The organism is Arthrobacter pasteuri (assembly GCF_054510955.1).
Genome location: NZ_JBTNDO010000001.1, coordinates 603,678 through 628,557 on the forward strand (window position 1 = coordinate 603,678; position 24,880 = coordinate 628,557).

At 69.7% G+C, this 24,880-nt stretch carries 20 protein-coding genes; 9 read left to right on the plus strand and 11 right to left on the minus strand.

Going from position 1 to position 24,880, the window contains the following annotated elements:
- Positions 1 to 64 precede the first annotated feature (64 nt).
- Positions 65 to 922 carry an SMP-30/gluconolactonase/LRE family protein gene (locus tag ACX80H_RS02910; protein WP_459310897.1) on the plus strand — a complete coding sequence of 286 codons (858 nt, stop codon included), beginning with the start codon at positions 65 to 67 and terminating at the stop codon, positions 920 to 922.
- Positions 923 to 1,016: 94 nt separating this feature from the next.
- On the opposite strand, the gene ACX80H_RS02915 is transcribed toward ACX80H_RS02910, so the two are convergent.
- Positions 1,017 to 1,856 (minus strand): SDR family oxidoreductase, encoded by an 840-nt coding sequence (locus ACX80H_RS02915; RefSeq protein ID WP_459310898.1) that lies wholly within the window; start codon positions 1,854 to 1,856, stop codon positions 1,017 to 1,019.
- Between the two features lie 132 nt (positions 1,857 to 1,988).
- Between ACX80H_RS02915 and ACX80H_RS02920 the strand changes: the two genes are divergently transcribed.
- Together ACX80H_RS02920 and ACX80H_RS02925 are read left to right on the plus strand one after the other, a co-directional pair.
- Positions 1,989 to 3,032 carry a glycosyltransferase family 2 protein gene (locus tag ACX80H_RS02920; protein ID WP_459310899.1) on the plus strand — a complete coding sequence of 348 codons (1,044 nt, stop codon included), beginning with the start codon at positions 1,989 to 1,991 and terminating at the stop codon, positions 3,030 to 3,032.
- 43 nt (positions 3,033 to 3,075) lie between these two features.
- A complete protein-coding gene (locus ACX80H_RS02925; protein WP_459310900.1) occupies positions 3,076 to 3,306 on the plus strand; it encodes a DUF3072 domain-containing protein in 231 nt (76 codons plus the stop codon).
- Positions 3,307 to 3,447: 141 nt separating this feature from the next.
- Here ACX80H_RS02925 and ribA read toward each other — a convergent pair whose 3' ends face one another.
- Both ribA and ACX80H_RS02935 read right to left on the minus strand, forming a co-directional pair.
- The gene (gene ribA / locus ACX80H_RS02930; protein WP_459310901.1) at positions 3,448 to 4,833 is read right to left on the minus strand and encodes a GTP cyclohydrolase II; all 1,386 of its coding nucleotides are present in this window, start codon (positions 4,831 to 4,833) and stop codon (positions 3,448 to 3,450) included.
- Between the two features lie 73 nt (positions 4,834 to 4,906).
- Positions 4,907 to 5,824, minus strand: a complete 918-nt coding sequence (locus ACX80H_RS02935) for a LysR substrate-binding domain-containing protein (RefSeq protein ID WP_459310902.1) — start codon at positions 5,822 to 5,824, stop codon at positions 4,907 to 4,909.
- Between the two features lie 142 nt (positions 5,825 to 5,966).
- Between ACX80H_RS02935 and ACX80H_RS02940 the strand changes: the two genes are divergently transcribed.
- Positions 5,967 to 9,500 carry a bifunctional proline dehydrogenase/L-glutamate gamma-semialdehyde dehydrogenase gene (locus ACX80H_RS02940; RefSeq protein WP_459310903.1) on the plus strand — a complete coding sequence of 1,178 codons (3,534 nt, stop codon included), beginning with the start codon at positions 5,967 to 5,969 and terminating at the stop codon, positions 9,498 to 9,500.
- Positions 9,501 to 9,582: 82 nt separating this feature from the next.
- Here the strand turns inward: ACX80H_RS02940 and ACX80H_RS02945 are convergent, their stop codons facing one another.
- Both ACX80H_RS02945 and ACX80H_RS02950 read right to left on the minus strand, forming a co-directional pair.
- On the minus strand, positions 9,583 to 12,462 hold the full coding sequence (locus ACX80H_RS02945) for a PKD domain-containing protein (RefSeq protein ID WP_459310904.1): 2,880 nt from the start codon (positions 12,460 to 12,462) through the stop codon (positions 9,583 to 9,585).
- Positions 12,459 to 12,974 carry a hypothetical protein gene (locus ACX80H_RS02950; protein WP_459310905.1) on the minus strand — a complete coding sequence of 172 codons (516 nt, stop codon included), beginning with the start codon at positions 12,972 to 12,974 and terminating at the stop codon, positions 12,459 to 12,461. The genes ACX80H_RS02945 and ACX80H_RS02950 overlap by 4 nt, the downstream gene beginning before the upstream one ends.
- A gap of 636 nt (positions 12,975 to 13,610) precedes the next feature.
- Here ACX80H_RS02950 and ACX80H_RS02955 point away from each other — a divergent pair.
- From ACX80H_RS02955 to ACX80H_RS02965, 3 genes are all read left to right on the plus strand, one after another.
- Entirely contained in the window at positions 13,611 to 14,651 is a 1,041-nt protein-coding gene (locus ACX80H_RS02955; protein ID WP_459310906.1) for a YeiH family protein, read from the plus strand.
- A gap of 141 nt (positions 14,652 to 14,792) precedes the next feature.
- A complete protein-coding gene (locus ACX80H_RS02960) occupies positions 14,793 to 15,419 on the plus strand; it encodes an FMN reductase (RefSeq protein ID WP_459310907.1) in 627 nt (208 codons plus the stop codon).
- A gap of 94 nt (positions 15,420 to 15,513) precedes the next feature.
- Positions 15,514 to 16,599: a CE1758 family FMN-dependent luciferase-like monooxygenase gene (locus tag ACX80H_RS02965; RefSeq protein WP_459310908.1), complete on the plus strand. Its 1,086-nt coding sequence runs from the start codon at positions 15,514 to 15,516 to the stop codon at positions 16,597 to 16,599.
- An 86-nt stretch (positions 16,600 to 16,685) separates the two neighbouring features.
- Here the strand turns inward: ACX80H_RS02965 and ACX80H_RS02970 are convergent, their stop codons facing one another.
- The 6 genes from ACX80H_RS02970 to leuC form a co-directional block, all read right to left on the minus strand.
- Positions 16,686 to 17,828: a D-alanine--D-alanine ligase family protein gene (locus tag ACX80H_RS02970; RefSeq protein ID WP_459310909.1), complete on the minus strand. Its 1,143-nt coding sequence runs from the start codon at positions 17,826 to 17,828 to the stop codon at positions 16,686 to 16,688.
- Positions 17,825 to 18,874: an NAD(P)H-dependent glycerol-3-phosphate dehydrogenase gene (locus tag ACX80H_RS02975; RefSeq protein WP_459310910.1), complete on the minus strand. Its 1,050-nt coding sequence runs from the start codon at positions 18,872 to 18,874 to the stop codon at positions 17,825 to 17,827. The genes ACX80H_RS02970 and ACX80H_RS02975 overlap by 4 nt, the downstream gene beginning before the upstream one ends.
- Positions 18,871 to 19,659: a lysophospholipid acyltransferase family protein gene (locus ACX80H_RS02980; protein WP_459310911.1), complete on the minus strand. Its 789-nt coding sequence runs from the start codon at positions 19,657 to 19,659 to the stop codon at positions 18,871 to 18,873. The genes ACX80H_RS02975 and ACX80H_RS02980 overlap by 4 nt, the downstream gene beginning before the upstream one ends.
- Positions 19,660 to 19,671: 12 nt before the next feature.
- Positions 19,672 to 21,021: a UDP-N-acetylglucosamine 1-carboxyvinyltransferase gene (murA, locus tag ACX80H_RS02985; RefSeq protein WP_459310912.1), complete on the minus strand. Its 1,350-nt coding sequence runs from the start codon at positions 21,019 to 21,021 to the stop codon at positions 19,672 to 19,674.
- A 247-nt stretch (positions 21,022 to 21,268) separates the two neighbouring features.
- On the minus strand, positions 21,269 to 21,868 hold the full coding sequence (gene leuD / locus ACX80H_RS02990; protein ID WP_459310913.1) for a 3-isopropylmalate dehydratase small subunit: 600 nt from the start codon (positions 21,866 to 21,868) through the stop codon (positions 21,269 to 21,271).
- A 9-nt stretch (positions 21,869 to 21,877) separates the two neighbouring features.
- Complete coding sequence (gene leuC / locus ACX80H_RS02995; protein WP_459310914.1) at positions 21,878 to 23,347, minus strand: 3-isopropylmalate dehydratase large subunit; 1,470 nt, start codon at positions 23,345 to 23,347, stop codon at positions 21,878 to 21,880.
- Positions 23,348 to 23,493: 146 nt separating this feature from the next.
- Between leuC and ACX80H_RS03000 the strand changes: the two genes are divergently transcribed.
- Positions 23,494 to 24,210, plus strand: a complete 717-nt coding sequence (locus ACX80H_RS03000) for an IclR family transcriptional regulator (protein ID WP_459310915.1) — start codon at positions 23,494 to 23,496, stop codon at positions 24,208 to 24,210.
- Entirely contained in the window at positions 24,210 to 24,797 is a 588-nt protein-coding gene (locus tag ACX80H_RS03005) for a DUF1697 domain-containing protein (RefSeq protein ID WP_459310916.1), read from the plus strand. Before ACX80H_RS03000 ends, ACX80H_RS03005 begins: the two co-directional genes overlap by 1 nt.
- Positions 24,798 to 24,880 lie beyond the last annotated feature (83 nt).

A 24,880-nucleotide genomic window follows, 5' to 3' on the forward strand; every position in this document is an offset into this window, starting at 1 on the left:
CCGTCCCGCCAGGCATGCACACCGGCTCGAGCCATCCAGACCGCACCACCCACCAGGAGGAACAGTGAAAGCCGAGCAGATCTCCGACGTCTGCACCTTCCACGGCGAGGGCCCGTACTGGGACCCGCGCCGCAGCGAGCTCCTGCTGGTGGACATGATGGAGGGTGACGTCCTGGTACGCCACGAGGACGGCAGCATCGACCGCCACGACGTGCACCCGCGGCTCGCGGGCGTGATCCGGGGCCGGGAGTCGGGCGGCTACGTGGTCGGGGTCGAGCGGGGATTCCTGTTCGCCGACGACGCCTTCTCGGTCCTCCAGCAGGGACCGGAGGCGTTCACCGACGCGGCCGTTCGGATGAACGACGGCGGCTGCGACCCGGCAGGACGCTTCCTCTGCGGATCGATGGGCTGGGAGGGCGGTTTCGGCATGGGCACCGTCTACTCCCTGGGCACGGACCTCTCGGTGTCCACCGTGCTGGCCGGCGCCACCATCTCCAACGGCCTCCACTTCTCCCCGTCCGGCGACACAGCGTTCTTCAGCGACACCCCCACGGGAAGGATCGATGCCCTCGCCTACGACGTGGCTGCCGGGCGGTTCACCGATCGCCGCACGTTCGCCGTCGTCGAACCCGCGCTCGGCATGCCCGACGGCATGGCCATCGACGCGGAGGGCGGTATCTGGACCGCGCTCTACGGGGGCGGGGCCATCGCCCGCTACGACGCCTCGGGCAGGCTCTCGGAGCACATCCCGCTGCCCGTCACGAACGTGACCGCGTGCGCTTTCGGCGGGTCGGACCTGGGAACGCTCTTCATCACCACCACACAGGAGAACATCCCGGTAGGGTCGGAGCCGGCGGCGGGAGCCCTGTTCGCCGTCAAGCCCGGAGTTGCCGGCGCCCCCCTGCCGATGTTCACGGGGTAGGTCATCGGCATTCCCCGGACGACCACTGTCAAGCGCCCGGGGAATGCCGAGAGTCCTTCGTCGCCGGTCCGGCCGCGGATGGGCCCGCGGGCCTTCAGAGGATCGGCTTCCCTCCGGTGACCGCGATGCGCGCGCCCGAGACGTAGCTGGCCTCGTCGGACGCCAGCAGGACGTAGACCGCAGCAAGTTCGGCGGGCTGGCCGGGCCGCTGCATCGGGACCTGCTGGCCGAAGCTCTCCACCTCGTCCTCGGGCATCGTGGCCGGGATGAGCGGGGTCCAGATGGGGCCGGGCGCCACGGAATTCGCCCGGATGCCGCGGTCCGCGAGGAGCTGGGCCATGGACGCCGTCATGTTCGCGATGCCGGCCTTCGTCGCCGAGTAGGGCAGCAGCGTGGGCACGGGGTTGTCGGAATTCACCGAGCTCGAGCCGATGATGGACCCGCCCGGCGGCATGACGGGCAGGACCGCCTTCGTGAGGTGGAAGAACGCGCTGAGGTTGATGGCCAGCGTGCGGTCCCACTCCTCGTCCGGAATCTCCTCGATGGTCTCGTGTGTCATCTGGAAGGCGGCATTGCTCACGAGGATGTCCACCTTCCCGAACTCCTGGACGGCCCTGTCGATCACGGCCCGGCACGTCGCAGGATCGGCGAGGTCACCCGGGAACAGGACAGCCTTGCGCCCGGCCTCCTCCACCCACCGGGCTGTCTCCTGGGCGTCCTCGTCCTCGTCCAGGTAGCTGATGAGGACGTCGGCCCCCTCCCGTGCATAGGCGATGGCGACAGCCCGGCCGATGCCGCTGTCGCCGCCCGTGATGACCGCCTTCTTTCCGGTGAGTCGTCCCGACCCGCGGTAGGACTGCTCGCCGTGGTCGGGGGTGGGCTCCATGGCATCGGTGGTTCCGGGCGGTTCCTGCTGCTGCGCTGGCTGGCTCACTGTTCCTCCTGGTGTCTACGGGCAATCGCGCCCGCCGGTTCCTTGCGTGCCCACCATAAGCACGCTTAGTAATTGAAGGGAAGCGGCCAGCCGGTCCGGAAACCCGTTGCACAAGGAGGACACCCACCGTCCATGCAGTACGCAGCCGAATACATCCTGCCGTTGAAGTGGACCGGCGCGGGGCCCGTGACGGACCTGGCGGCCTACCTGCGCGATCTCGTCCGCTGGGTCGACGTCACCGTGGTCGACGGCTCCGACGAGCCCTTCTTTGACCGGCATTCCAGGGCCTTCCCGCCGGAGGTCCGCCACCTCCGGCCCGATCCGGCGCTCGTCCTTCGGGGCGGCAACGGGAAGGTGCACGGGGTGCTGACGGGGCTCGCCGTCGCACGGCACGAGCTCGTCGTGATCGCCGACGACGACGTCCGGTACCGGCGCCCCGAGCTCCAGTGGGTCCTCGAGCTCCTCGAGGAGTCCGACCTCGTGCGCCCCCAGAACTACTTCGCCCGGCTGCCGTGGCACGCCCGGTGGGACACGGGCCGCACACTGCTCAACAGGGCGTTCTCCTCCGACTATCCGGGTACGCTCGGCGTCCGGCGGAGCACGCTCCTCGCGGCGGGTGGTTACTGCGCCGACGCCCTCTTCGAGAACCTCGAGCTCATCCGCACCGTGAAGGCAGCCGGTGGCGTCGAGGCCCGCGCCGACGACCTCTTCGTGGCACGGATCCCCTGCTCCTCCCGGCACTTCGCCCGGCAGCGGGTCCGCCAGGCCTACGACAGCTTCGCGCAGCCCGGAAGGCTCGCCGTCGAACTCGGCCTGCTGCCCGCCGTCCTCCTGGCCAGGCCTGCCGGGCGCAGCCTCGCGCTGGCAGGTCTGGCGGTCGTCGCCGTCGCCGAGGCGGGCCGACGGCGGCGGGGCGGACGGCAGGTCTTCGGGCCCACAGCCGCCCTGTGGGCACCGGCCTGGCTCCTCGAACGCGCCGTCTGCAGCTGGCTCGCCGTCGCGAGCAGGGCACGCGGAGGCGTGCGGTACGCGGGCGGCAGGATGCTCCTCGCCGCGCACTCGGAGCGATACCTGCGCGCGTACCTCGAGCAGCGCCGCGGCGGCAGCGTGTTCCCGGCTGAAGCCGCCTCTCCCCCGGCGGCGCACCTGCCCCCGCGGGCCACCTCGGGAAAGTAAGTAGACTGATGGCTCACGCTGGCCACGACCGACAGGAACCGACATGGCAGACACACTGGGAAGCCCCGCCTCCGAGCCCGAGGGCGGTTTTGAGCGCGATCCGGCGGACTGGGTCACGGGCGACGAGCCCATGACCGCCGCGCAGCGCAGCTACCTCGACACGCTGGCGCGGGAGGCGGGCGAGGAGATCCCGGCTGACATCACGAAGGCGGAGGCCTCGGAGCACATCGACCGCCTGCAGAACAAGAGCAAGAGGCTCGGCGGCGACTCGTAGCGGCGCCTCCTGCAGCATCCATCCCACGGTCGGCTGTGCCCGGCGGGATGTGCCAGGGCGGGATGCTGCGGCATTTCCGCCCTGGCGCGGGGGTGTGAACCGAGCATCCGGGCGCCGGCTCGATGCACGCCCGGTGCAGGCTCAGCGCACGGCGGCGAAGTTGAACTCGGTGCAGATGTCCTGGCCGAAGACGAATCGCCGGACGGGAGCCGTCCGGGCCTCCGCCAGCGCATCCGACCCGGAGAACCGGATGCCGGGGACGCCGTCGCCCACCAGCACCGGAGCAGTGGTCAGGTAGAGGCGGTCGAGCAGGCCGGCCTCCAGGAAGCGTGAGACGGTATTGCCGCCTCCCTCGACCAGCACCTTCCACAGGTCCCGCGCCTGCAGGATGTCGAGGACGCGGCGCGGCGCGAAATCGTCAGCGGCCAGCTTCACCACCTCCACCGATGCGGGCAGGGCCGCGGGCACGTCCGCGTCGTGCCCGACGATCCAGAGGGTCGGCACGCCGTCGTCGGCGAGGACGCGAGCGTCGACACCGACCCGCGCCGCGGCGTCGAGCACCACGCGGACGGGGCTGCTGCCCGGTACGTCCTCGACGGCGAGCGAGCAGTCCTCGGTGAGCACGGTGGACGCCCCGACGACGACGGCGTCCACGAGGGCGCGCAGCCTCTGGAGGTGCCCGTGGTCGCCGCGGTCCTCATGGAAGCCGGAGTCGCCGGAGCGCGACGCGATGAAACCGTCCAGGCTCTGGCGCAGCTGCCCGGCGACGATCTGCCCGGACGCGCCGGCCAGGTAGCCGTACCGGTGCGCGAGCTCCTCCGCCTCGCCCGGCGCGGGAGCCGCAGGGACGACGCCGTCGAGCAGGTCGCTCCAGGCGTCGGCCGAGGGGGCCTCGTCGTGCCGCATCCGTGCACGCTTGGTGGCGAGGTATCCCGCGTTCTCCGAGCGCTCGGACACGGGCAGTCCACGACGCTCGAAGACCGCGATGCCCAGGTCCTCCAGCGCTTCCTCCTTGGCAGGATTCCCGGACAGCAGGCGGACGGCGCCGATGCCGAGGTCCTGCAGGATCTCTGCGGCCTGGTCGTAGCGCCGGGCATCGATGGGAAGCCCGAGGGCGGTGTTCGCGTCGACCGTGTCCACGCCCCGGTCCTGCAGGGCGTACGCCTTGAGCTTGTCGAGCAGGCCGATGCCCCGGCCCTCGTGCCCCCGCACGTAGACCACCACGCCGCGGCCCTCCTCGGAGATGGCGGCGAGCGCAGCATCGAGCTGTTCCCCGCAGTCGCAGCGCCAGGACCCGAAGGCGTCGCCCGTCAGGCACTCGCTGTGGACGCGGACCAGCGGAGCTGCATCCTGCGCCGCGTGCACGCCGTCGTGGATTCCCTGCGCGAGCGCGACGTGCTCGGTCCCCTCGCCGTCGCGGTAGCCGATCATGCGGAACGTGCCGTACCGGGTGGGGAGGACGGTCTCCGCGACCCTCTCGACCGTGGCCGGCACGGAGGCGGACTCAAGCTGGGTGGACTGGGTCATGCATCAACCTTAGGAGCGTGGTGGTACGACGCGAAAATGCACGTCGTAGGAGTCAACAGGACGGGGGGACCATTTATTGCGGCACCCGGGCCGGACGGCGCAGGTCGGCCGCGGCACGGTCGAGGACCTCGCGGACGGCCAGGACGGCGGGCCGTCGCGCGCCGGCCCGGCGCGCCGACGTGAAGATGGACCGGCGGGGCTCCTCGTCCAGGTCGAACAGCTGCACGGGCACATTCCGGCCGGTCCACACGAGGTCCGGCATGAGGGCGACGGCGTTGCCCGACTCGATCAGCCGGATCTGCGCCTGGAGGTCCGCCGTCTCGTAGCGGACGTCGGGCTCGAAGCCGGCGCGCCGGCACGCCTGCTCGGCCCAGTGCCGGGACGCCGCCCCCCGAGGCTCCATCACCCAGGCGGCTCCCGCCGCCCCGGCGACCGAGGAGATCCCGCCGGCGGGTCCGACCAGGGGGACGGCGAGGCGGATCGCATCCTCCGTCAGCGGCACATGGTCGAGTTCCGGGTGGCGGGGAGCCGCGTGGCCCGGGTACTGCTCGGCGATCACGAGGTCGAAGTCCCGGGCGAACGTCTCGTACAGGGCCGTCTCGGGCTCCCGCTGCACCATCTCCACGCGGACGTCGGGATAGTCGCGCGTCATGACCGTCAGGGCATCGGGCATGAGCGCCAGGGCTGCCGACTGGAAGACAGCCACACGGACGGTGCCGGACACCGTGGTCAGGGAGGCCGCCAGGTCGGCTTCCGCCCGCTCCAGGGTCTCGAGAAGTTCGGCCGTGTGCGCGACCAGCACTTCGGCCTGCGCCGTGAGGACCACCCGCCGGCCCGTCTTCCGCAGCAGCTCCACGCCCACTTCCTTCTCGAGCAGGGCTAACTGCTGGGACACGGAGGAAGGGCTGTAGCTGAGGGCAGCAGCAACATCGGCGAGGGTTCCGCGGATCTTGAGTTCGCGGAGCAGGCGCAGTCTGCGCAGGTCGAGCACGGAGCCTCCCAGTTCGGTTCTACTGATGAATACCCTTCGGTAATCATTGCTTTTCCTAATCGTACGGCCGGACCGATACTGGATATGAAGTAGCTGCTTCATCCTGTGCCCGGCGGAAGCCGTCGAACCGAAAGCCGTTGCCATGACAACCCAGATCCCGCCCCTCGAGGGCCTCGCCGACACCCCGGCGCTCCATGACGCGCACCCCACTCCTTACCCGGGGTCGGACCGCGCGCCCGAATTCTCCGCCGGTCCCGGCGGGACGACGGACATCCCTGCAGCACTGCCGGGGGCATCGGTCGCCCTCGTCCGGCGCTGGCTGACCGAGGCATCGAAGGTACCGGTGGACTCCTCGGCCAAGCAGCTCGCGGGCGTCCTCAAGGATCCCGACGGACTTGCCTTCACGGTGGGCTTCGTCGACGGCGTCATCCGCCCCGAGGATCTCTCGGTCGCAGCCCGCAACCTCGGTGCCATCGCCCCGAAGGTCCCCGGCTTCCTCCCCTGGTACATGCGCTCGGCCGTGAAGGTCGGCGCCGCCGTCGCCCCCGTGCTGCCGCAGGTCGTCATCCCCATCGCCCGCCGCGTCCTCCGGGAGATGGTGGGGCATCTCATCATCGACGCCTCCGATGCCAGGCTCGGGCGGTCCATCAGCAGGATCAAGCGTGAGGGCATCCGGCTCAACGTGAACCTGCTCGGCGAGGCCGTCCTCGGCGAGCACGAGGCCGATCGCCGGCTCGAAGGCACGGTCCGGCTCCTCGAGCGCCCGGACGTCGACTACGTCTCCATCAAGGTGTCCTCCACCGTCGCACCGCACCCCGCATGGGCCTTCGAAGAGGCTGTGGAGCATGTCGCCGAGAAGCTCGCACCCCTCTACGCGATTGCCGCCCGGTCCGAGAAGCGGAAGTTCATCAACCTCGACATGGAGGAGTACAAGGACCTCGACCTCACGATCGCCGTCTTCATGGCGATCCTCGACCGGCCCGAGTTCATGGACCTCGAGGCCGGGATCGTGCTGCAGGCCTACCTCCCGGACTCCCTCGCAGCGATGATCCGGCTGCAGGAGTGGGCGGCGGCCCGTCGTGCCAGGGGCGGTGCCGGCATCAAGGTCCGCGTGGTCAAGGGTGCCAACCTCCCGATGGAACACGTCGAGGCGTCCCTGCACGACTGGCCGCTCGCCACGTGGGGCTCGAAGCAGGACTCGGACACGCACTACAAGCGCGTGCTCAACTACGCCCTGCAGCCCGGGCGCGTCGACAACGTGCGCATCGGCGTCGCGGGCCACAACCTCTTCGACCTCGCCTTCGCCTGGCTCCTCGCCGGCGAGCGGGGTGTACGGTCCGGCATCGAGTTCGAGATGCTCCTCGGGATGGCGCAGGGCCAGGCCGAGGCCGTCAAGCGCGACGTCGGGTCGCTGCTGCTCTACACGCCCGTGGTGCATCCGGGCGAGTTCGACGTCGCCATCGCCTACCTGATCCGCCGCCTCGAGGAGGGCGCGAGCCAGGACAACTTCATGTCGGCGGTGTTCGAACTGTCCGAGAACGAGGCTCTGTTCGAACGCGAGAAGAACCGCTTCCTCGCGTCGTTGGCAGCGCTCGACACCTCCATCCCGGCCCCGAACCGCCGGCAGGACCGCACGCTCCCGGAACCGGCCCACCCCGGGTCCGGATTCGTCAACACCCCGGACACCGACCCGTCCCTCCCGGCCAACCGGGCCTGGGGCCGGGCGATCCTCGAGCGTGTGGCCACCTCCGACCTGGGCAACGACGTCGTCGCCGCCACCACGCTGACGCGGGCGGAGGACCTCGAGGACACCATCGCCGGCGCGGTCACCGCAGCATCCTCCTGGGGTTCCCTCTCGGGCGCCGAGCGCGCGGCCGTTCTTCACCGGGCGGGCGACGCGCTCGAGGCACGCCGTGCCGACCTCATGGAGGTCATGGCCGCCGAGACCGGGAAGACCCTCGACCAGGCGGATCCCGAGATTTCCGAAGCCGTGGACTTCGCCCATTACTACGCCGAGCGTGCCCGTGAGCTCGACGACGTGGACGGCGCCTCGTACTCCCCCGTCCGCCTCACGGTCGTGACTCCGCCGTGGAACTTCCCGGTGGCGATCCCCGCGGGATCGACCCTCGCTGCCCTCGCCGCCGGCTCGTCGGTGATCATCAAGCCCGCCTCGCAGGCGCGGCGCTCCGGCTCCGTCATGATCGAGGCCCTCTGGGCAGCGGGCGTGCCGCGCGAGGTCCTGCACCTCGTCCAGGTCGAGGAGAACGACCTCGGGCGCCGCCTCATCTCCGACGCCCGGGTGGACCGCGTCATCCTCACCGGCGGGTACGAGACCGCTGAGCTCTTCCGCTCGTTCCGCACCGACCTGCCGCTGCTCGCCGAGACGTCCGGCAAGAACGCGATCATCGTGACACCGAGCGCCGACCTCGACCTCGCCGCGAAGGACGTCGCGCAGTCCGCCTTCGGCCACGCCGGGCAGAAATGCTCGGCCGCCTCCCTGGTCATCCTCGTGGGCAGCGTGGGCACGTCGCAGCGCTTCCGCAACCAGCTCCTGGACGCAGTGACCTCGCTGGCCGTCGGTTACCCGTCGGACCCCTCCACGCAGATGGGTCCCGTCATCGAGCCGGCCGCCGGCAAGCTCCTCGACGGGCTGACGACGCTGGGGGACGGCGAATCGTGGCTCGTGGAGCCGCAGCGGCTCGACGATTCGGGCCGTCTCTGGAGCCCCGGCGTGCGCGACGGCGTGAAGCGGGGATCGACGTACCACCTCACGGAGTACTTCGGCCCCATCCTCGGCATCATGACCGCGCCGACGCTCGAGGACGCCATAGCCCTGCAGAACGACATTGACTACGGCCTCACCTCCGGCATCCACTCCCTCGACAGCCGTGAGATCGCCGCCTGGATCGACGGCGTGCAGGCCGGCAACCTCTACGTGAACCGGGGCATCACCGGTGCCATCGTGCAGCGCCAGCCCTTCGGCGGCTGGAAGAAGTCCGCCGTCGGGGCGGGCACCAAGGCGGGCGGCCCCAACTACCTCGTGGGACTCGGGAACTGGTCCTCCCGGGAATCGGCAGCCCAGGGTGCGCCCCTGTCCGCCGTGGCTCCGCTGCTGTCCGCTGCGCGCTCGGCGGGCCTGCCTGCAGCAGACGTCGGCCGGCTGGGCCGCGCCGCGGCATCGGATGCCGCGGCCTGGAACGGTGAGTTCGGCCAGGTGAAGGATGTCTCCGGCCTCTCGGCCGAACGCAACCTCTTCCGTTACCTGGCCCACCCCGTGACGGTGCGCCTCGCGGACGGCGCCCCCGTCGCCGATCTCGTCCGCGTCCTCCTCGCGGCGAAGGCGGCCGGCGCCCCGGTGTCGGTCTCGAGCGCGGTGGAGCTCCCGGCTGCGCTCCGTGCGGTCGTCCGGGAACAGGCTGAGACACTCACCATCGAGGACGACGGCGGGTGGCTGGCACGGGCCTCAGCGCTTCCCGTCCGGCGCGTCCGACTGATCGGCGGGGGCCTGTCCGCGCTGGCCGCCGCGACCGGCGGACGTCCGGACCTCGCGATCTACGCACAGCCCGTCACCGAAGCGGGCCGGGTGGAACTGCTCCCGTTCCTGCAGGAGCAGGCCATCAGCATCACGGCGCACCGGTTCGGCACACCCAACGCGCTGACGGAAGGCATCGTCTAGGGGTCCGAAGGGGCGCGAGCGAGGAGGGCGGGATTCACCCGCCCTCCTCGCCGGACGTGGCCGGTGCTGCTGGACTTCTCGGCTACTGGACGAGGAAGTCGTCGATGCGTACCTTCAGCGGTGCCATGGTCGCCGAACTGGAGAGGTAGGCGTCCACGACCACTGATCCTGCTTTCTGCAGGACCGGTTCGGAGTCCGTCCTGGTGAGCTGCCAGGTGGAAGGCTCCGCGGTTCCGGCCACCCACACCTTGGCCTGCACCGTCGCCGGAGCCGTTCCCGAGACCCGCACCCGCACGTTGTAGGTGTCGGTCACGGTGAAGGTCAGGGGCACCGAAGCGCTTCCGAGGGTGGTGACCGTCCCGTTGACGGCCTTCTCGGCGATCAGCGACATGCCGCCGGTCCCCGAGATCAGGAGCTTCGTCCTGTAGTCCCCGGCCCCGGCCACGTTGCGGCCGATCACCGTCAGGTGCAGGCCTCCCCCGTTGGGGGCCTTGTCGAGTTTCGTCGTGAACCGGGTGTCGGTGGTCAGCGACGACACCCCGTCGAGCCGGGCATTGGCACTGGAGGCTGCCGCCGCGAGGTTCATCAGGCCCGCGCTGCCGTCCACCGAGTACTTGGCCGTGGATCCTCCGACCAGCCAGGGCCCGCCGACGTCGGCGCTGCCCCACCCGCCGGTGACGGTCCGACCGAAGGCGTCCCGGGCCAGTTCGGCCGGCTGATCCCCGGCAGCGACGGTGACCGCCCTGGAGACGGAGTGCGTCGCCCCGGCATTGTCGGTCACGGTCAGCTTCACCGTGTAGGTGCCGGCCGCGGCGTAGGTCTTCGACGCCCTCACACCGGTGCCTGTCGTCCCGTCGCCGAAGTCCCAGGCGTAGGAGGCGATTGTGCCGTCGGCGTCGGCCGAACCCGCCCCGTCGAAGGACGCCGCCAGACCGGTGGCCGTGTACGTGAACGCCGCCGTAGGAGGGGCATTCACGGGAGTGTCGGCAGCGACGGTGACCGCCCTGGAGACGGAGTTCGTCGCCCCGGCACTGTCGGTCACGGTCAGCTTCACCGTGTAGGTGCCGGCCGCGGCGTAGGTCTTCGACGCCCTCACACCGGTGCCTGTCGTCCCGTCGCCGAAGTCCCAGGCGTAGGAGGCGATCGTGCCGTCGGCGTCGGTCGAACCGGACCCGTCGAAGGACGCGCTCAGGCCGTTGATCTCCTGCGTGAACCGTGCCACCGGCGCGGTGTTCGCCGCGGTGCCCGCCATGACTGTGACGCTCACGGTCTCGGAGCGGACCTCGTTGCCGAAGGGGTCGGTGGCGAAGATCCGGTAGGTGTGCGTCGAGGAGGGAGCCAGGCCCGAGTCCTCGAACGTGAGCACGGGCCGCTGCCAGAACTTCGACAGCTGCGAGACCTGGTGGACCGGGGTGGCGATCTGACCGTCACGGATCACCTTGTAGGTGATGTTCTCGTTGTCGTAGTCCCAGTTGGCCGTCCACTTCACCGTGACCCGGCCGGCTTCCGTGGAGGTGAGCGTCGGATTCGTCGCGGCACCGGTGACGGTGGGGCCGACCTTGTTGGGGGCGATGCTGCGGACGGCGAAGCGCACCAGTCCCTGCTGTCCCTTGCCGTTGACCCGGGGGAACTCCCCACCGAGGACCACGTAGTCGGCGTTGCCGGTCACCGACCAGGCCGCCTGGCCCTGACCGGTGAACGTGCCGGCGGTCATCCGCGGGAACCAGGTCAGCAGCGACGGGGCAGGAGTGCCCTCGAAGTTGAAGTAGTTGCCGACGCTGTTCCGCTTGACGGTCCCGGTCGTGCTCTTGCTGAAGGCGATGGCCCGCTGCCAGTCCCGCGGGTTCGATTCGGGGAACCCGCCGATATTGCCGCAGTAGTGGGCGTGCCCCACCGTGTAGATCACCTCGCCGATGGGTGCGACACCGTAGGAGTCGCCGTGGCAGTCCTCCACCCACGTCACGGACCCGTCCGCCCAGTTAGCCGAGAACGTCCCCTCGAGGTTCCCGCCGGCACCGAAGACATAACCGGTCCCGTAGACGCGCGTACCGTCGCTGGCCAAGGCGGTGATCGCCGCATCCTGTCCACCGTTGCGGACCAGACCGTTGACCGCCCATGGCTGCAACGCACCGGTCGCCGTATCGACAGCGGCCAGCCCATACCCGGGGTTCGAGGACCCGTTGAGCGTGGTGAAGCTGCCGCCCACCACGATCTTGCTGCGGTCAGGGGACAGCACCATCGCGGAGACATCCCCTCCTGCGGCCTTCGGACTCCAGCCGCGCAGGGCGCCGGTGGCCGCATCGACGGCGGCGAGCCTCGGCCGTGACGTCGACCCGACGGCGGAGAACCAGCCGCCCAGGTAGACCGCGTCGGATGTCGCCACGATCGCATCGACCCGCGAGTTCGGCACCGCCTTGAAGGAGGAGATCAACGCACCCGTCGTCGGATCGAGAGCCGCGATGCGCGAGGCCGGGGCCCCGTTCACCGTGGTGAACGCACCACCGACGTAGATCCTCGAACCATCCGGCGACGCCGCGATCGACCGGGCCTGCGCGTTCAAGCTCGGCGCGAAGGACTGAAGGAGCGCACCCGTGGTGATGTCATACGCCAGGATGTTATTGCGTGCCACCGTGCTCGTCCCCGCCGCGGCACCGGCCGGCCGGGCCGTGGTGAAGTTACCCGCCACATAGACGGTGTTCCCCACGACCACCTGCTGCCACACCACCCCATCGACCTGCACCGTGGGCAACGGATCCGCCGACACCGTCGCCGGATTCGCCGCACCGGCCGGGTCCGGCGCCGTGTCCGCCGACGCGATCGGGCCGGCAACAAGCCCCGCCACGACCGCGAAAACACCCACCGCCACCATCGCCACGGACTTCCGCAGCACGCCCCGGCACCATGGATGCCCCGCGGTCCTCCCCGCAGCCGACATCGGTGTCGGGATGCTGGTGTTGCTCATGGCGCCTCTCCCTGCACTGGCGCGGAGCCTTCGAAGGCCGCGACCGGCGTGACTGCCTGATGGTGGAACAGGACCCGGACCGCTCCACGCTGATCGGGGGGAATCCGGAAGACGAAGACACCCGAGACCGTCTTTCCCGCACCCACTTCGGCGGGGAAGGCCACGGCGCCCGGGCCGCTGAGCAGCTCCGCCGGGACCCGGCCCGATCCCGCCTCGACGTTCACCACCGCCTCCGCCAGGGAAACCGGCTCCGGGGTGCGGTTGGTCACCGTGAGGGTGAACTGGACCGCCGGCCCGGCCACCTCCCCGACACCGCGCGCCTCACCTGGCACCGCCTTCCGCCCCGACACCCTCACCGAAACGCCCTGAACGACATCGGTTGCCTTATCAAAGCCCTTGGCCACCGCTACCGGCGGCGGCTCATTGATGATCTTCCCCGGCACCCCCGGCGGGCCCGAAGCCTTCGTTTCGGGACCCGAAGGGACCGATTCGGAGCGCGTCGATGCCGGCATCAGCATCGACGCGGGTGCAGGAGCGGATTCGAGCCCCTCAGATCCGGAGGACACCGACTCCGGTGCAGCGGATCCAGCAGTCACCGACGGAGCGCTTGAGGGACCATCGATCTGCACCGCCCTAAAATCCGGCCCCGGTGCCGGAACCAGGCCGCTACCAGCCCCGGCCCACCCGCCGACACCGAGAACCGCTACGAGGGCGGCAGCACCCGCGGCCCGTCGTCTCCGGGAGAACTTTTTGCCTGGCTTACCGCGCTGGATGGAGGTCATTGCACTTGCCCTTCTGGGAAGGTGATTTTGAAGCACGCATGTCCTGGAACCCGCTCTTTCAGAATTCGCCAAGTTCTTCATCGATCAGAGGTCCCAGCTTATGAACGGGCGGATTGGACTACGCGAGTAGGCCCTACGCGTCTTGACCCTGAAGGATTACGCAGGCCTCTCGGCCTGCACGTGTACGAGACTCGCGCCGTTCCTTTTCTTGGTAGCCCGCGTCCTGTCGCAGGATGGAAGTACTGTGGGCGGGTCGGCAAGCACCCACTCCCGACGGTGCCGGTCGTAGAATGGCCCGCGGAGAACCGGACGCCGCCCCGACACCACCACGTGCTGCTTTAGTGGCGGCCGGAAGGACAGACGCCGATGAACAGCCGCAGCACCACTCCGAAGACCCGGGATCCCCGGCTCCGGGCGTGGATCCCGGGTCTTCTGGTGCTGGCGGCCGGCGTTGCCGGTGCCGTGGTTCTGGCCGGCCTCCAGACAGTCTTCGGGGCCCTCGTGATCGCCCTGATCCTAGGGATCCTGCTGGGCAATTCCGGCTTCTACACGGAGACCCTCCGCACGGGCATCGGCGGCGGAACAAAGCGCCTGCTGCGCGCCGGCGTCGTCCTGCTCGGGCTCCAGCTCGCCCTGCCGGACATCCTCGCCCTGGGCCCGCAGGTCCTCCTGCTCATCGTCGCGTGTGTCGCCGGAAGCTTCTACGCCACGCTCTGGCTCGGTGAGCGCCTCGGGCTGAGCCGGGCCGGGGCGCTCCTGATGGCAGCGGGCTTCTCGATCTGCGGCGCGTCCGCGGTGGCCGGGATGCAGGGCATCGCGGACGCGGACGACGACGAGGTGGCCTCCGCCGTCGCCATGGTCACGCTGTACGGATCCCTCATGATCATCGCCCTGCCCCTGCTGAACACACTCCTCGCCCTCGACGCGACGGAGTTCGGCGTGTGGTCGGGCCTCGCCGTCCATGAGGTGGCGCAGGTGGTGGCCGTCGCCAGCACGGCCGGGGCGACGGCGCTGGCGTCGGCGACCGTCGTCAAGCTGGGACGGGTGCTGATGCTGGCGCCGGTCGCGGCGGCAGCGGGTCTCGGGGAACGCCGACGCTCGGGTCGGCACGGCACGACGACCGCTGCGGACGGGAACGGGCGGGCAACCGCACCCCTGGTGCCACTTTTCGTCCTGGGCTTCCTGGCCATGGTCGTCCTGCGGTCGCTCGGCATCCTGCCTCCGCCGGTCCTGGAGGCCGGCCGCACTGTGGCCACCGTCCTGCTCGCTGCCGGGATGTTCGGGCTGGGCGCGGGGATCGACGTCCGGCGCCTCCTGCGCACGGGGGGACGGTTCGCCGCGGTCGGCGCCGCCTCGACACTGCTGCTGGCGGGAGCCTCGCTGATCGGCGTCCTCGTCCTGGCCTAGTACGCCCTGCCCGCCACGAACCGGAACCGCCCCGGCCTTCGACCACGACGCCCCGGACTCCGCCGTCGGCGGTCCGGGAATGACTCGGCACCTCGACGCGTTGAAGAAGTCGATGCATATGCATCTACCACTGGAGGCGTCATGACGAAAGTCGCAGTTGTCACAGCGGGACTCGGCGTCCCGTCGTCCAGTCGAATGCTGGCCGATGTGCTGTCGGAGGCCGTCAAGGCCGAGTTGTCCCTGTCCGGCCATGACGCCTCGATCCAGGTCCTCGAGCTCCGCGACCATGCGGTCGACATCGCACACCACCTGGTGAGCGGGTTCGCGCCCCCTGCCCTGGCCGCTGCCATCGGGAACGTCACGGACGCGGACGCGCTCATCGTCGTCAGTCCTGTGTTCACAGGGTCCTACAGCGGGCTGTTCAAATCCTTCTTCGATGTCATCGACAACACCGCGCTCGAGGGCATGCCCGTTCTCCTGGGGGCGACAGGCGGCAGCGCGCGCCACGCCCTGGTCCTCGACCACGCCATGCGGCCCCTCTTCAGCTACCTGCGGGCACGGGTAGCTCCCACCGCCGTCTATGCTGCACCCCAGGACTGGGGAGCCGGCGCCGACGGTGAACCCGCGCTGGAACAGAGGTCACGCCGTGCCGCACGGGAGCTGGCCGGAACGCTCGTCGGGCGGTCCCCGGCACGCCCTTCCTCCCGGATCGAACCGTCCGCGCCGTTCGAGGACCTCCTGGCAAGGATCCAGGCGCCGACGTCCTGAACCCCCGGCCACCCGCCTTTCACCCCCTTCAACCTCTTCAACCTCTTCAACCTCTTCAACCTCTTCAACCTCTTCAACCTCTTGGAGCAGAATCATGGAAATCGGCGTTTTCACAGTCAGTGACGTCACCCGGAACCCCCTCACCGGTGAGACACCCACCGAGCATGAGCGCATCAAGGCCGCCGTCGCCATCGCCAGGAAGGTCGAGGAGATCGGCATGGACGTCTACGCGACCGGCGAGCACCACAACCCGCCCTTCTACGCCAGCTCCCCGACCACCCTCCTGGGCTACATCGCCGCCCAGACCGAGCGCATCACGCTGTCCACCAGCACCACCCTGATCACCACCAACGACCCGGTGAAGATCGCGGAGGACTTCGCCACGCTGCAGCACCTCGCCGACGGTCGCGTGGACCTGATCCTCGGGCGCGGCAACACCGCGCCCGTCTACCCCTGGTTCGGCAAGAACCAGCAGGACAGCGTCGAACTGACCGTCGAGAACTACAACCTGCTGCGCCAGCTGTGGGACAACGACGTCGTGAACTGGGAAGGCAAGTACCGAACGCCACTGCGCAACTTCACCTCCACTCCGCGACCGCTCGACGGCGTCGCACCGTTCGTCTGGCACGGTTCCATCCGCACGCCGGAGGTCGCGGAGATCGCCGCCTACTTCGGCGACGGGTTCTTCGCCAACAACATCTTCTGGCCGAAGGAGCACTACCAGCAGCTCATCGGCCTCTACCGGGAACGCTACGCCCACTACGGCCACGGCACCGCCGACCAGGCGATCGTGGGACTGGGCGGACAGTTCTACATGGCGCGGAAGTCACAGGATGCGGTGAAGGAGTTCCGTCCGTTCTTCGACAACGCCCCTGTCTACGGCCACGGGCCGACGATGGAGAGTTTCATGGCCCAGACGCCGCTGACGGTCGGCAGCCCCCAGGAGGTCATCGAGAAGACCCTGTCCTTCCAGGAGTATTTCGGCGACTACCAGCGCCAGCTGTTCCTCATCGATCACGCCGGCCTGCCCCTGAAGACGGTGCTGAACCAGCTCGATCTCTTCGGCGAACTGGTGCTGCCCGAACTACGGGCAGAATTCGCCAGGCGACGCCCCGCCCACGTCCCCGACAAGCCGGTGCACACTCCGCGCAGGGTCGGCGCCGTCACTGCCGCCGGATGACGAGGGGCGGTCCCGATTCAGGTTCTTGCCGGGTCCCGATCGGGCCCGGCAGGGACCTCCGGGTCAGCCCGGCAGGGACCTCCGGGTCAGCGCAGTCCGGTACCGCGGTCGAGCGCCAGCCCGATCAGTTCGTCGATGAGCTCGGTGTAGCCGAGGCCGGACTTCGCCCACATCTGCGGGTACATGCTGATCGGCGTGAAGCCGGGCATGGTGTTGATCTCGTTGATGACCAGGTGGCCGTCGGGTGTGTAGAAGAAGTCGACGCGGGACAGTCCCTCGCCGCCGATCGCGTCGAAGGCCTCGCCCGCGAGCCTGCGGACGCGGTCGATCACGTCCTGCGGGAGGTCCGCCGGGCAGGACAGCTCGGCCGCGGCACCGTCGACGTACTTCGCCTCGAAGTCGTACCAGGCGTGCTCCCCGGGCTGGATGGCGATCTCACCGGGCAGCGACGTGCGCGGGCCGTCGAGGCCCCGGCCCTGCAGGACCGCCACCTCGATCTCGCGTCCCAGGATCCCGGCCTCGATGACCACCTTGGGATCGAACACGCGCGCGGCGTCGACCGCGGCCCGGATGCCGTCCGCATCCTCGACCCGGCTGATGCCCATGGAGGACCCGGCCCGGGCCGGCTTGACGAACAGCGGGAAGCCGAGCGCTGCGGCGCGCCGGATGCTCTCCTCGGCGTCGGTCCGCCACTGGCGGTCCGTCACCACCACGTACGGGCCCACCTCGAGGCCCGCCGCAGCGAAGACCACCTTCATGTAGTGCTTGTCCATCCCTACCGCGGACGCCAGGACCCCGGCCCCGACGTACCGCATGTCGGCCAGCTCGAGCATGCCCTGCAGCGTGCCGTCCTCGCCGAACGGTCCGTGCAGCAGCGGCAGCACGACGTCGACGCCGCCCAGGCTCTCGGGGACGGACCCGGGCGCGGCGACGAGCAGTTCCTGCCCCTCGCTGCCGTCGGCGGCGGTGCCCATCACCACGGCCTGCTCGGTCGCCGTGACCTCGGGCAGCACGTCGGCGCGCAGGGACCACGAGGACGGGTCGGCCGAGACGAGGGACCACTGGCCGGACTTGGTGATGCCCACCGGGACGACCTCGTACCGGGTCCGGTCGATCGCCTCGAGGACTCCCGCCGCAGTCACGCAGCTCACGGCGTGCTCACTGGACCGGCCGCCGAACAGGACGAGGACGCGGGGCTTGCGGGAGCGGACAGGAGAATCGGTGGTCACGGTGCGGAATCGCCTTCCGGCTTGAGGTTGCGGGCCAGCAGCCGCGGGCCCAGGTCATTGACGGACAGGCGTCCCTGGAGGACGGCCACGACGCTTTCGGTGATGGGCATGTCGACACCGAGCTTCATGGCGGAGTCGAGGACGGCCTGGGCGGACTTGATGCCCTCGGCCGTCTGGTTCATCCTCACCGTCACCTGGTCGAGGGTCAGGCCCTGCCCCAGCAGGTGGCCCGCCGTGTGGTTGCGCGAGAGCGCGGAGGAGCACGTGGCGATCAGGTCGCCCATGCCGGCCAGTCCCGCCATGGTCTCGGGCTTTCCGCCCAGCGCCACGGCGAGGCGGGTCGTCTCGGCCAGCCCGCGGGTGATGACCGACGCCTTCGTGTTGTCCCCCATGCGGCGTCCCTCGCAGATGCCGACCGCGAGGGCGATCACGTTCTTCACGATGCCGCCGATCTCCACGCCGATCACATCGGTGGAGGTGTAGGGGCGGAAGTAGGCGGACGTGCACGCCGCCGCGATCCATGCCGCCGTTCCGTGATCGGGACACGCGACGACGGACGCCGTGGGCTCCTCGCGGGCGATCTCCATCGCCAGGTTGGGCCCCGAGACGACGGCGATGCGGTCGGCCGGCAGCGCGAGCTCCTCCGCGATCACCTCGCTCATGCGGGCGTCGGTGCCGACCTCGAGTCCCTTCATGAGGGAGACGACGACGGCGTCGGACGGCAGGAAGGGCCGCCAGGCCGGGAGCTGGGCGCGCAGCGTCTGGGCCGGAACGGCGAGGACCACCAGGTCGCTTCCGGCCAGGACCTCCCGGACGTCGGGGGAAGCGGTCACGTTGCCCGGGAGCCGCGTATCGCCGAGGTACGGGGAGTTCCTGTGGTCCACCGTGATCTCGGCCGCCACCTCGGGGCGTCGCGACCAGAGCATGACCCCTGTATCGGCAGAGGCATCGGCGAGCACCTTCGCGAACGTGGTGCCCCAACTGCCGGACCCGAGGACGGCGATCTTCGCGGGCTGCGCCGCGCGTCGCCCCTGGACCGCGGTCACGCTCCTCCTCCGGTCAGGGGTTCACCGGGATTCCCGCCGCCGTCCTGGATCTCCGACCCGCGGCCAGTCCGCTTCTGCTGCTTCTCCGCAGGGTCCCACCGCTCGGCGGGCGCTTCCTCGCCCCTCAGCTCCGCCAGCAGCTCGGTGACGGCGTCGAGGATGCGGTCGGTGGCACGGTCGAGCGTGGTCCTCGTCAGGGGCGCGCCCCTGAACTCGCTGAGGTCCACGGGGTCCCCGACGAGCACGCGGGACCGCTTGCGCGGTAAGAGGTAGAAACGCTTGGCATAGGGCGGGAAGACCTCGTGCGCACCCCAGTGGGCGATCGGAACCACCGGCGCGCCGGTCTGCAGTGCGAGGCGGGCGGCGCCCGTGCGGCCCTTCATGGGCCACAGGTCCGGGTCGCGGGTGAGGGTGCCCTCGGGGTAGATGATGATGCCGCCGCCGTCGGCGAGGGCTTCACGGGCGGCTTCGAGCGACCGGTTCGCTCCGGCCGAGCTGCGCTCGACGGGTACCTGCTTGATGGTGCGCAGGATCGATCCGATCACCGGCACCTTGAACAGCGACGCCTTCGCGAGGAAGTGCGGCATGACGCCCTGGTTGTACAGGAAGTGCGCCACCACGACCGGATCGATCTCGGTGACGTGATTGGGACAGATGATCATGCCCGTCCCGACGGGCAGCTTCTCCTGCCCGTGCCATTCCTTGTCCATCAGGGCGTTCATGACCGGCCTCACCCAGGAGGCGAGGAACGTGAACATGGCGCGTGAGCCCCGTGACTCCCCCATGTGCCGGACCGCCTAGGAGAGTGCCACGGCGACAGCCGGGGCGTCCTCCGTGATGTCGAAGTCGGCGCCCAGGCCCTCGAGCTTGTCCTGGAAGCGCTCGTAACCGCGGTTGATCAGCTCGATCCCAGTGACGCGCGAGACGCCGTCCGCCGCGAGTGCCGCGATCAGGTGGCTGAAGCCGCCGCGCAGGTCGGGGATGTCGATGTCCGCGCCGCGCAGCTGCGTCGGGCCGGAGATGACGGCCGAGTGCAGGAAGTTGCGCTGCCCGAAGCGGCAGGGCACGCTGCCGAGGCACTCGCGGTGCACCTGGATGTTGGCGCCCATGCGGATCAGTGCTTCCGTGAAGCCGAAACGGTTCTCGTAGACGGTCTCGTGGACGATCGATACGCCCGAAGCCTGCGTGAGGGCGACGACGAGGGGCTGCTGCCAGTCGGTCATGAAGCCGGGGTGCACGTCGGTCTCGAGGACCAGCGGCTTCAGGAGGCCGCCGGGGTGGTAGAAGCGGATGCCCTCGTCGTCGACGTCGAAGGCCCCCCCGATCTTCCGGTAGGTGTTGAGGAAGGCGGTGAGGTCGAGCTGCCGCGCGCCCTCGACGTAGATGTCACCCTTGGTGACCAGCGCCGCCGAGGCCCAGGACGCCGTCTCGTTGCGGTCGGAGATCGCCTTGTGGTTGTAGCCGGTGAGGGTCTTGACGCCCTCGATGCGGATGACGCGGTCCGTCTGCACCGTGATGATGGCGCCCATCTTCTGCAGGACGGCGATGAGGTCCATGATCTCCGGCTCGACGGCGGCACCGGAGAGCTCGGTGATGCCTTCCGCGCGGATGGCGGTGAGGAGCACCTGCTCGGTGGCTCCGACGCTCGGGTACGGAAGGGTGAGCTTCGCTCCGTGCAGGCCCTTTGGAGCCGAGATGGAGATGCCGCCGGGCCGCTTGTCGACGACCGCGCCGAAGTTGCGGAGGACCTCGAGGTGGTAGTCGATCGGACGGTCACCGATCTTGCACCCGCCCAGGTCGGGGATGAAGGCCTCACCGATGCTGTGCATCAGGGGTCCGCAGAGAAGGATCGGGATGCGTGAGTCACCGGCGTGGGCGTCGATGTCCTTGAAGCGGGCCATCTTGGCGTCGCTCGGGTCCATCGTGAGGTCACCGGTGACCGGGTCCTTGGTCACCGTGACGCCGTGCAGCTGCAGCAGGCTCGTGACGACGTCGACGTCCTTGATCTCCGGGACGTTGCGCAGGACCGAGGGCGTGTTCCCCAGCAGTGCGGCGACCATTGCCTTCGGAACCAGGTTCTTCGCACCGCGGACGGATACCTTGCCCGCCAACGGAAGTCCGCCGCGAATGGTCAGAACGCTACCCATGAATACCTATTTTCCTTCTATGTTGAAACCCCACGGACGCCGAAATGCTCGTTCCAAGCATAGGAGCACAGGGGAGCAGACAGAAATACAAGGGTACTGCGCGCATCCCCTGTTTGCTGTTAGCAACCCGTCCAGGTGCGCCGCCATTCCTCGCCGGCGCCTGCGGAGTCCGTGACATGCATTACTGTTGCCGGCGTCCTCACGGCGTCCTCACGGCGTCCTCACGGCGTCACGGGCGGGCACCGCCTCAGGTGCGGACGGGCAGCGTGGTGGGCTTGTAGGACGGTCGGCTCGCCTCGAAGGCCGTGATGTGCTCTTCCTGCCGCAGCGTCAGGCCGATGTCGTCCAGTCCCTCGAGCAGGCGCCAGCGCGTGTAGTCGTCGATCTGGAAGGGGGCGCTGACCGACCCGCACTGCACCGTCCGCGACTCCAGGTCCACCGTGACCGTGGTGCCCGGCTCGTTCTCGAGGATCTTCCAGATGAGCTCGATGTCGTCCTGCGCCACCTGGGCGGCGACGAGCCCCTGCTTGCCGGAGTTGCCACGGAAGATGTCGGCGAAGCGCGAGGACAGGACGGCCTTGAAGCCGTAGTCCTTCAGGGCCCAGACGGCGTGTTCCCGGGACGATCCGGTCCCGAAGTCCGGCCCCGCGACGAGGACCGAGCCGCGGGAGTAGGGCTCGCGGTTGAGGATGAAGTCCTCCTCCTTCCGCCACCCGGCGAAGAGTGCGTCCTCGAAGCCCGTCCGCGTGATGCGCTTCAGGTAGACGGCCGGGATGATCTGGTCCGTGTCGATGTTGCTCTGGCGCAGAGGGACGCCGATGCCGGTGTGGGTGGTGATCTTCTCCATGGCGTTCTCCTAGGCTGCTGGGATCGTGGGCTCGGCGGCATGGGCGCCGGTGCCGATGGGGAGGGGCGCCAGGTCCGACGGCGAGCTGAGTGTGCCACGGACGGCTGTCGCGGCAGCGACCACCGGCGACACGAGGTGCGTGCGCCCGCCCTTGCCCTGCCGTCCCTCGAAGTTGCGGTTCGAGGTCGAGGCGCAGCGCTCCCCGGGTGCCAGCTGGTCCGGGTTCATGCCGAGGCACATGGAGCAGCCGGCGAACCGCCACTCCGCACCGAAGTCCTTGAACACGCGGTCCAGGCCCTCGGCCTCGGCCTGCAGGCGCACACGGGCCGAGCCGGGGACGACCATCATCCGGATCGCGGGGTCCTTCTCCCTGCCCCGGATGATGTCCGCGGCGATGCGCAGGTCCTCGATGCGGCTGTTGGTGCACGAACCGAGGAAGACGGTGTCCACCCGGATGTCCTTCATGGGCGTACCCGGCTCGAGTGCCATGTAGTCCAGCGCCCGGTTGCACGCTGCCTTGTCGTTCTCGTCCGCGAAGTCGTCGGGCGAGGGAACGGCCTGCGAGAGGGAGACACCCTGCCCGGGGTTTGTACCCCAGGTCACGAAGGGCTCGAGCTCGTCCGCGTCGAGGAAGACCTCGGCATCGAAGACGGCGTCATCGTCGGTGCGCAGCTCGCGCCAGTCCGCGACGGCGGCGTCCCAGTCCGCGCCCTGGGGCGCGTGGGGCCGGCCCTTCAGGTACTCGAAGGTGGTGTCGTCGGGCGCGACCATGCCGGCGCGCGCGCCCGCCTCGATGGACATGTTGCAGATGGTCATGCGGGCTTCCATCGACAGCGAGCGGATGGCCGACCCGCGGTACTCGAGGACGTATCCCTGTCCCCCGCCGGTCCCGATCTTGGCAATGACGGCGAGGATGATGTCCTTCGACGTGACGCCGGGCTTCAGCGTCCCCTCGACCGTGATGCCCATGGTCCGGAACGGCTTCAGGGAGAGGGTCTGCGTCGCCATGACGTGCTCGACCTCGGACGTGCCGATGCCCATGGCGAGCGCCCCGAACGCACCGTGCGTGGAGGTGTGGGAGTCGCCGCACACGACGGTCAGTCCCGGCTGCGTCAGGCCGAGCTGAGGGCCGACGACATGGACGATGCCCTGTTCGGCGTCGCCGAGCGAGTGCAGGCGGACGCCGAACTCCCTGCAGTTGGCCCGCAGGGTCTCGATCTGCGTGCGGCTGGTCAGGTCGGCGATCGGCTTGTCGATGTCGACCGTCGGCGTGTTGTGGTCCTCGGTCGCGATGGTGAGGTCAGGACGCCGGAGGGGCCGGTTGGCCAGGCGAAGACCCTCGAAGGCCTGCGGCGAGGTGACCTCGTGGATCAGGTGCAGGTCGATGTAGAGGAGATCGGGTTGCGCCTCCGCGCCGACGACGTCGCCCTTGCGGACCACGTGCGCGTCCCAGACCTTCTCTGCCAGTGTCTTGCCCATGACGATCGTCCTTTTCTGTCCGGCGGGCCGGGACCCGGTGGGGCGGCCGCTGCCGAGACTGATGCTCCTACAACTGAACCAGTGCCGTGCTGCGAGTGCCAGCCACGCGGCTTGCGTCTCAGATAATGAGACGTCAATATCATCTTATGGACAATTCTAGCGGCGTCGGAGTCATCGACAAGGCCGCCCTCGTACTCGACGCCCTCGAGGCCGGACCGACCACCCTGGCGCAGCTCGTCGCGTCGACGGGCCTCGCGCGGCCCACCGTCCACCGCCTGGCCCTCGCCCTCGCGCACCACCGCCTGGTCGGGCGGGACATCCAGGGGCGCTTCGTCCTGGGCAGCAGGCTCGTGGAGCTCGCCTCGGCTGCCGGCGAGGACCGTCTCATCGCGGCGGCCGGCCCCGTGCTCCTCAGTCTGCGCGACGCCACCGGCGAGAGCGCCCAGCTCTTCCGCCGCCAGGGCGACTGGCGCGTCTGCGTCGCCTCGGCCGAGCGTCCGGTCGGACTGCGTGACACCATCCCGGTCGGTACGCAGCTCTCCATGAAGGCGGGGTCCGCAGCGCAGTGCCTCCTCGCATGGGAGGACCACGACCGCCTGCTGAAGGGACTGCAGAGCGCTCGCTTCACGCCCACGGTCCTCGCCGGCGTCCGGCGGCGGGGATGGGCCCAGAGCCTCGGCGAGCGGGAGGCGGGGGTGGCCTCGGTCTCGGCTCCGGTACGCGGTCCTTCGGGGCGCGTGATCGCCGCCGTCTCGATCTCGGGACCGATGGAACGCCTCACCCGCCAACCGGGGCGGATCCACGCGGAGGTCGTCTCCGACGCCGCTCGCCAGCTGACCCTCGCCGTCGGCAAGGCGGAGTGATGCCGGCCCACCCCGGAGCCGGCTCACCAGCCGATCCCTACGGCCCCGATGCCGGCCACCGGTACGCCATCTTCCTCCGTGGAGTGAACGTCGGCGGGATCACGGTCCGGATGGCGGAGCTCCGCGAGGAGCTCGCCACCCTTCCCGTCACCGACGTGGCCACGGTGCTCGCCAGCGGCAACGTCACGTGCTCGTCCGCACTCGATGCTGCGGAGCTGACGGACTGTGTGGAGGCAGCACTCAGGCGCCGCTTCGGCTACCTCGCCTGGGTCATAGTGGTCGGCCGCGCCGAACTCGTCGCGATCGCCGCATCGGTCCCCCAGCCTCCGGCGGGGGCGGACAGTCTGCACACCTACGTCACCCTGTTCAAGGCTCCCGCGGACCTCGAGGCCTTCCTCGGCGAGGCCGACGCACTCACCGGACGACCCGAGGTGCTGGCCGGCGGAAGCGCCATCGGGTGGTTCTCGCCCAAGGGGCAATCGACCGAGGTCCCGCTCGCGAAGCTGCTCGCGAAAGCACGCTACGCGGCGACGTCCACCACGCGGAACATCAACACGGTCGACAAGGTGGTACGCCTCCTCTCCTGAGCCAGGAGCCGCGACAGTACTGCAGCACTGTCGGCACCACTGGCGGCAGCACTGCCGGCAGCACTGTCGCGTTGGTAGTGTTC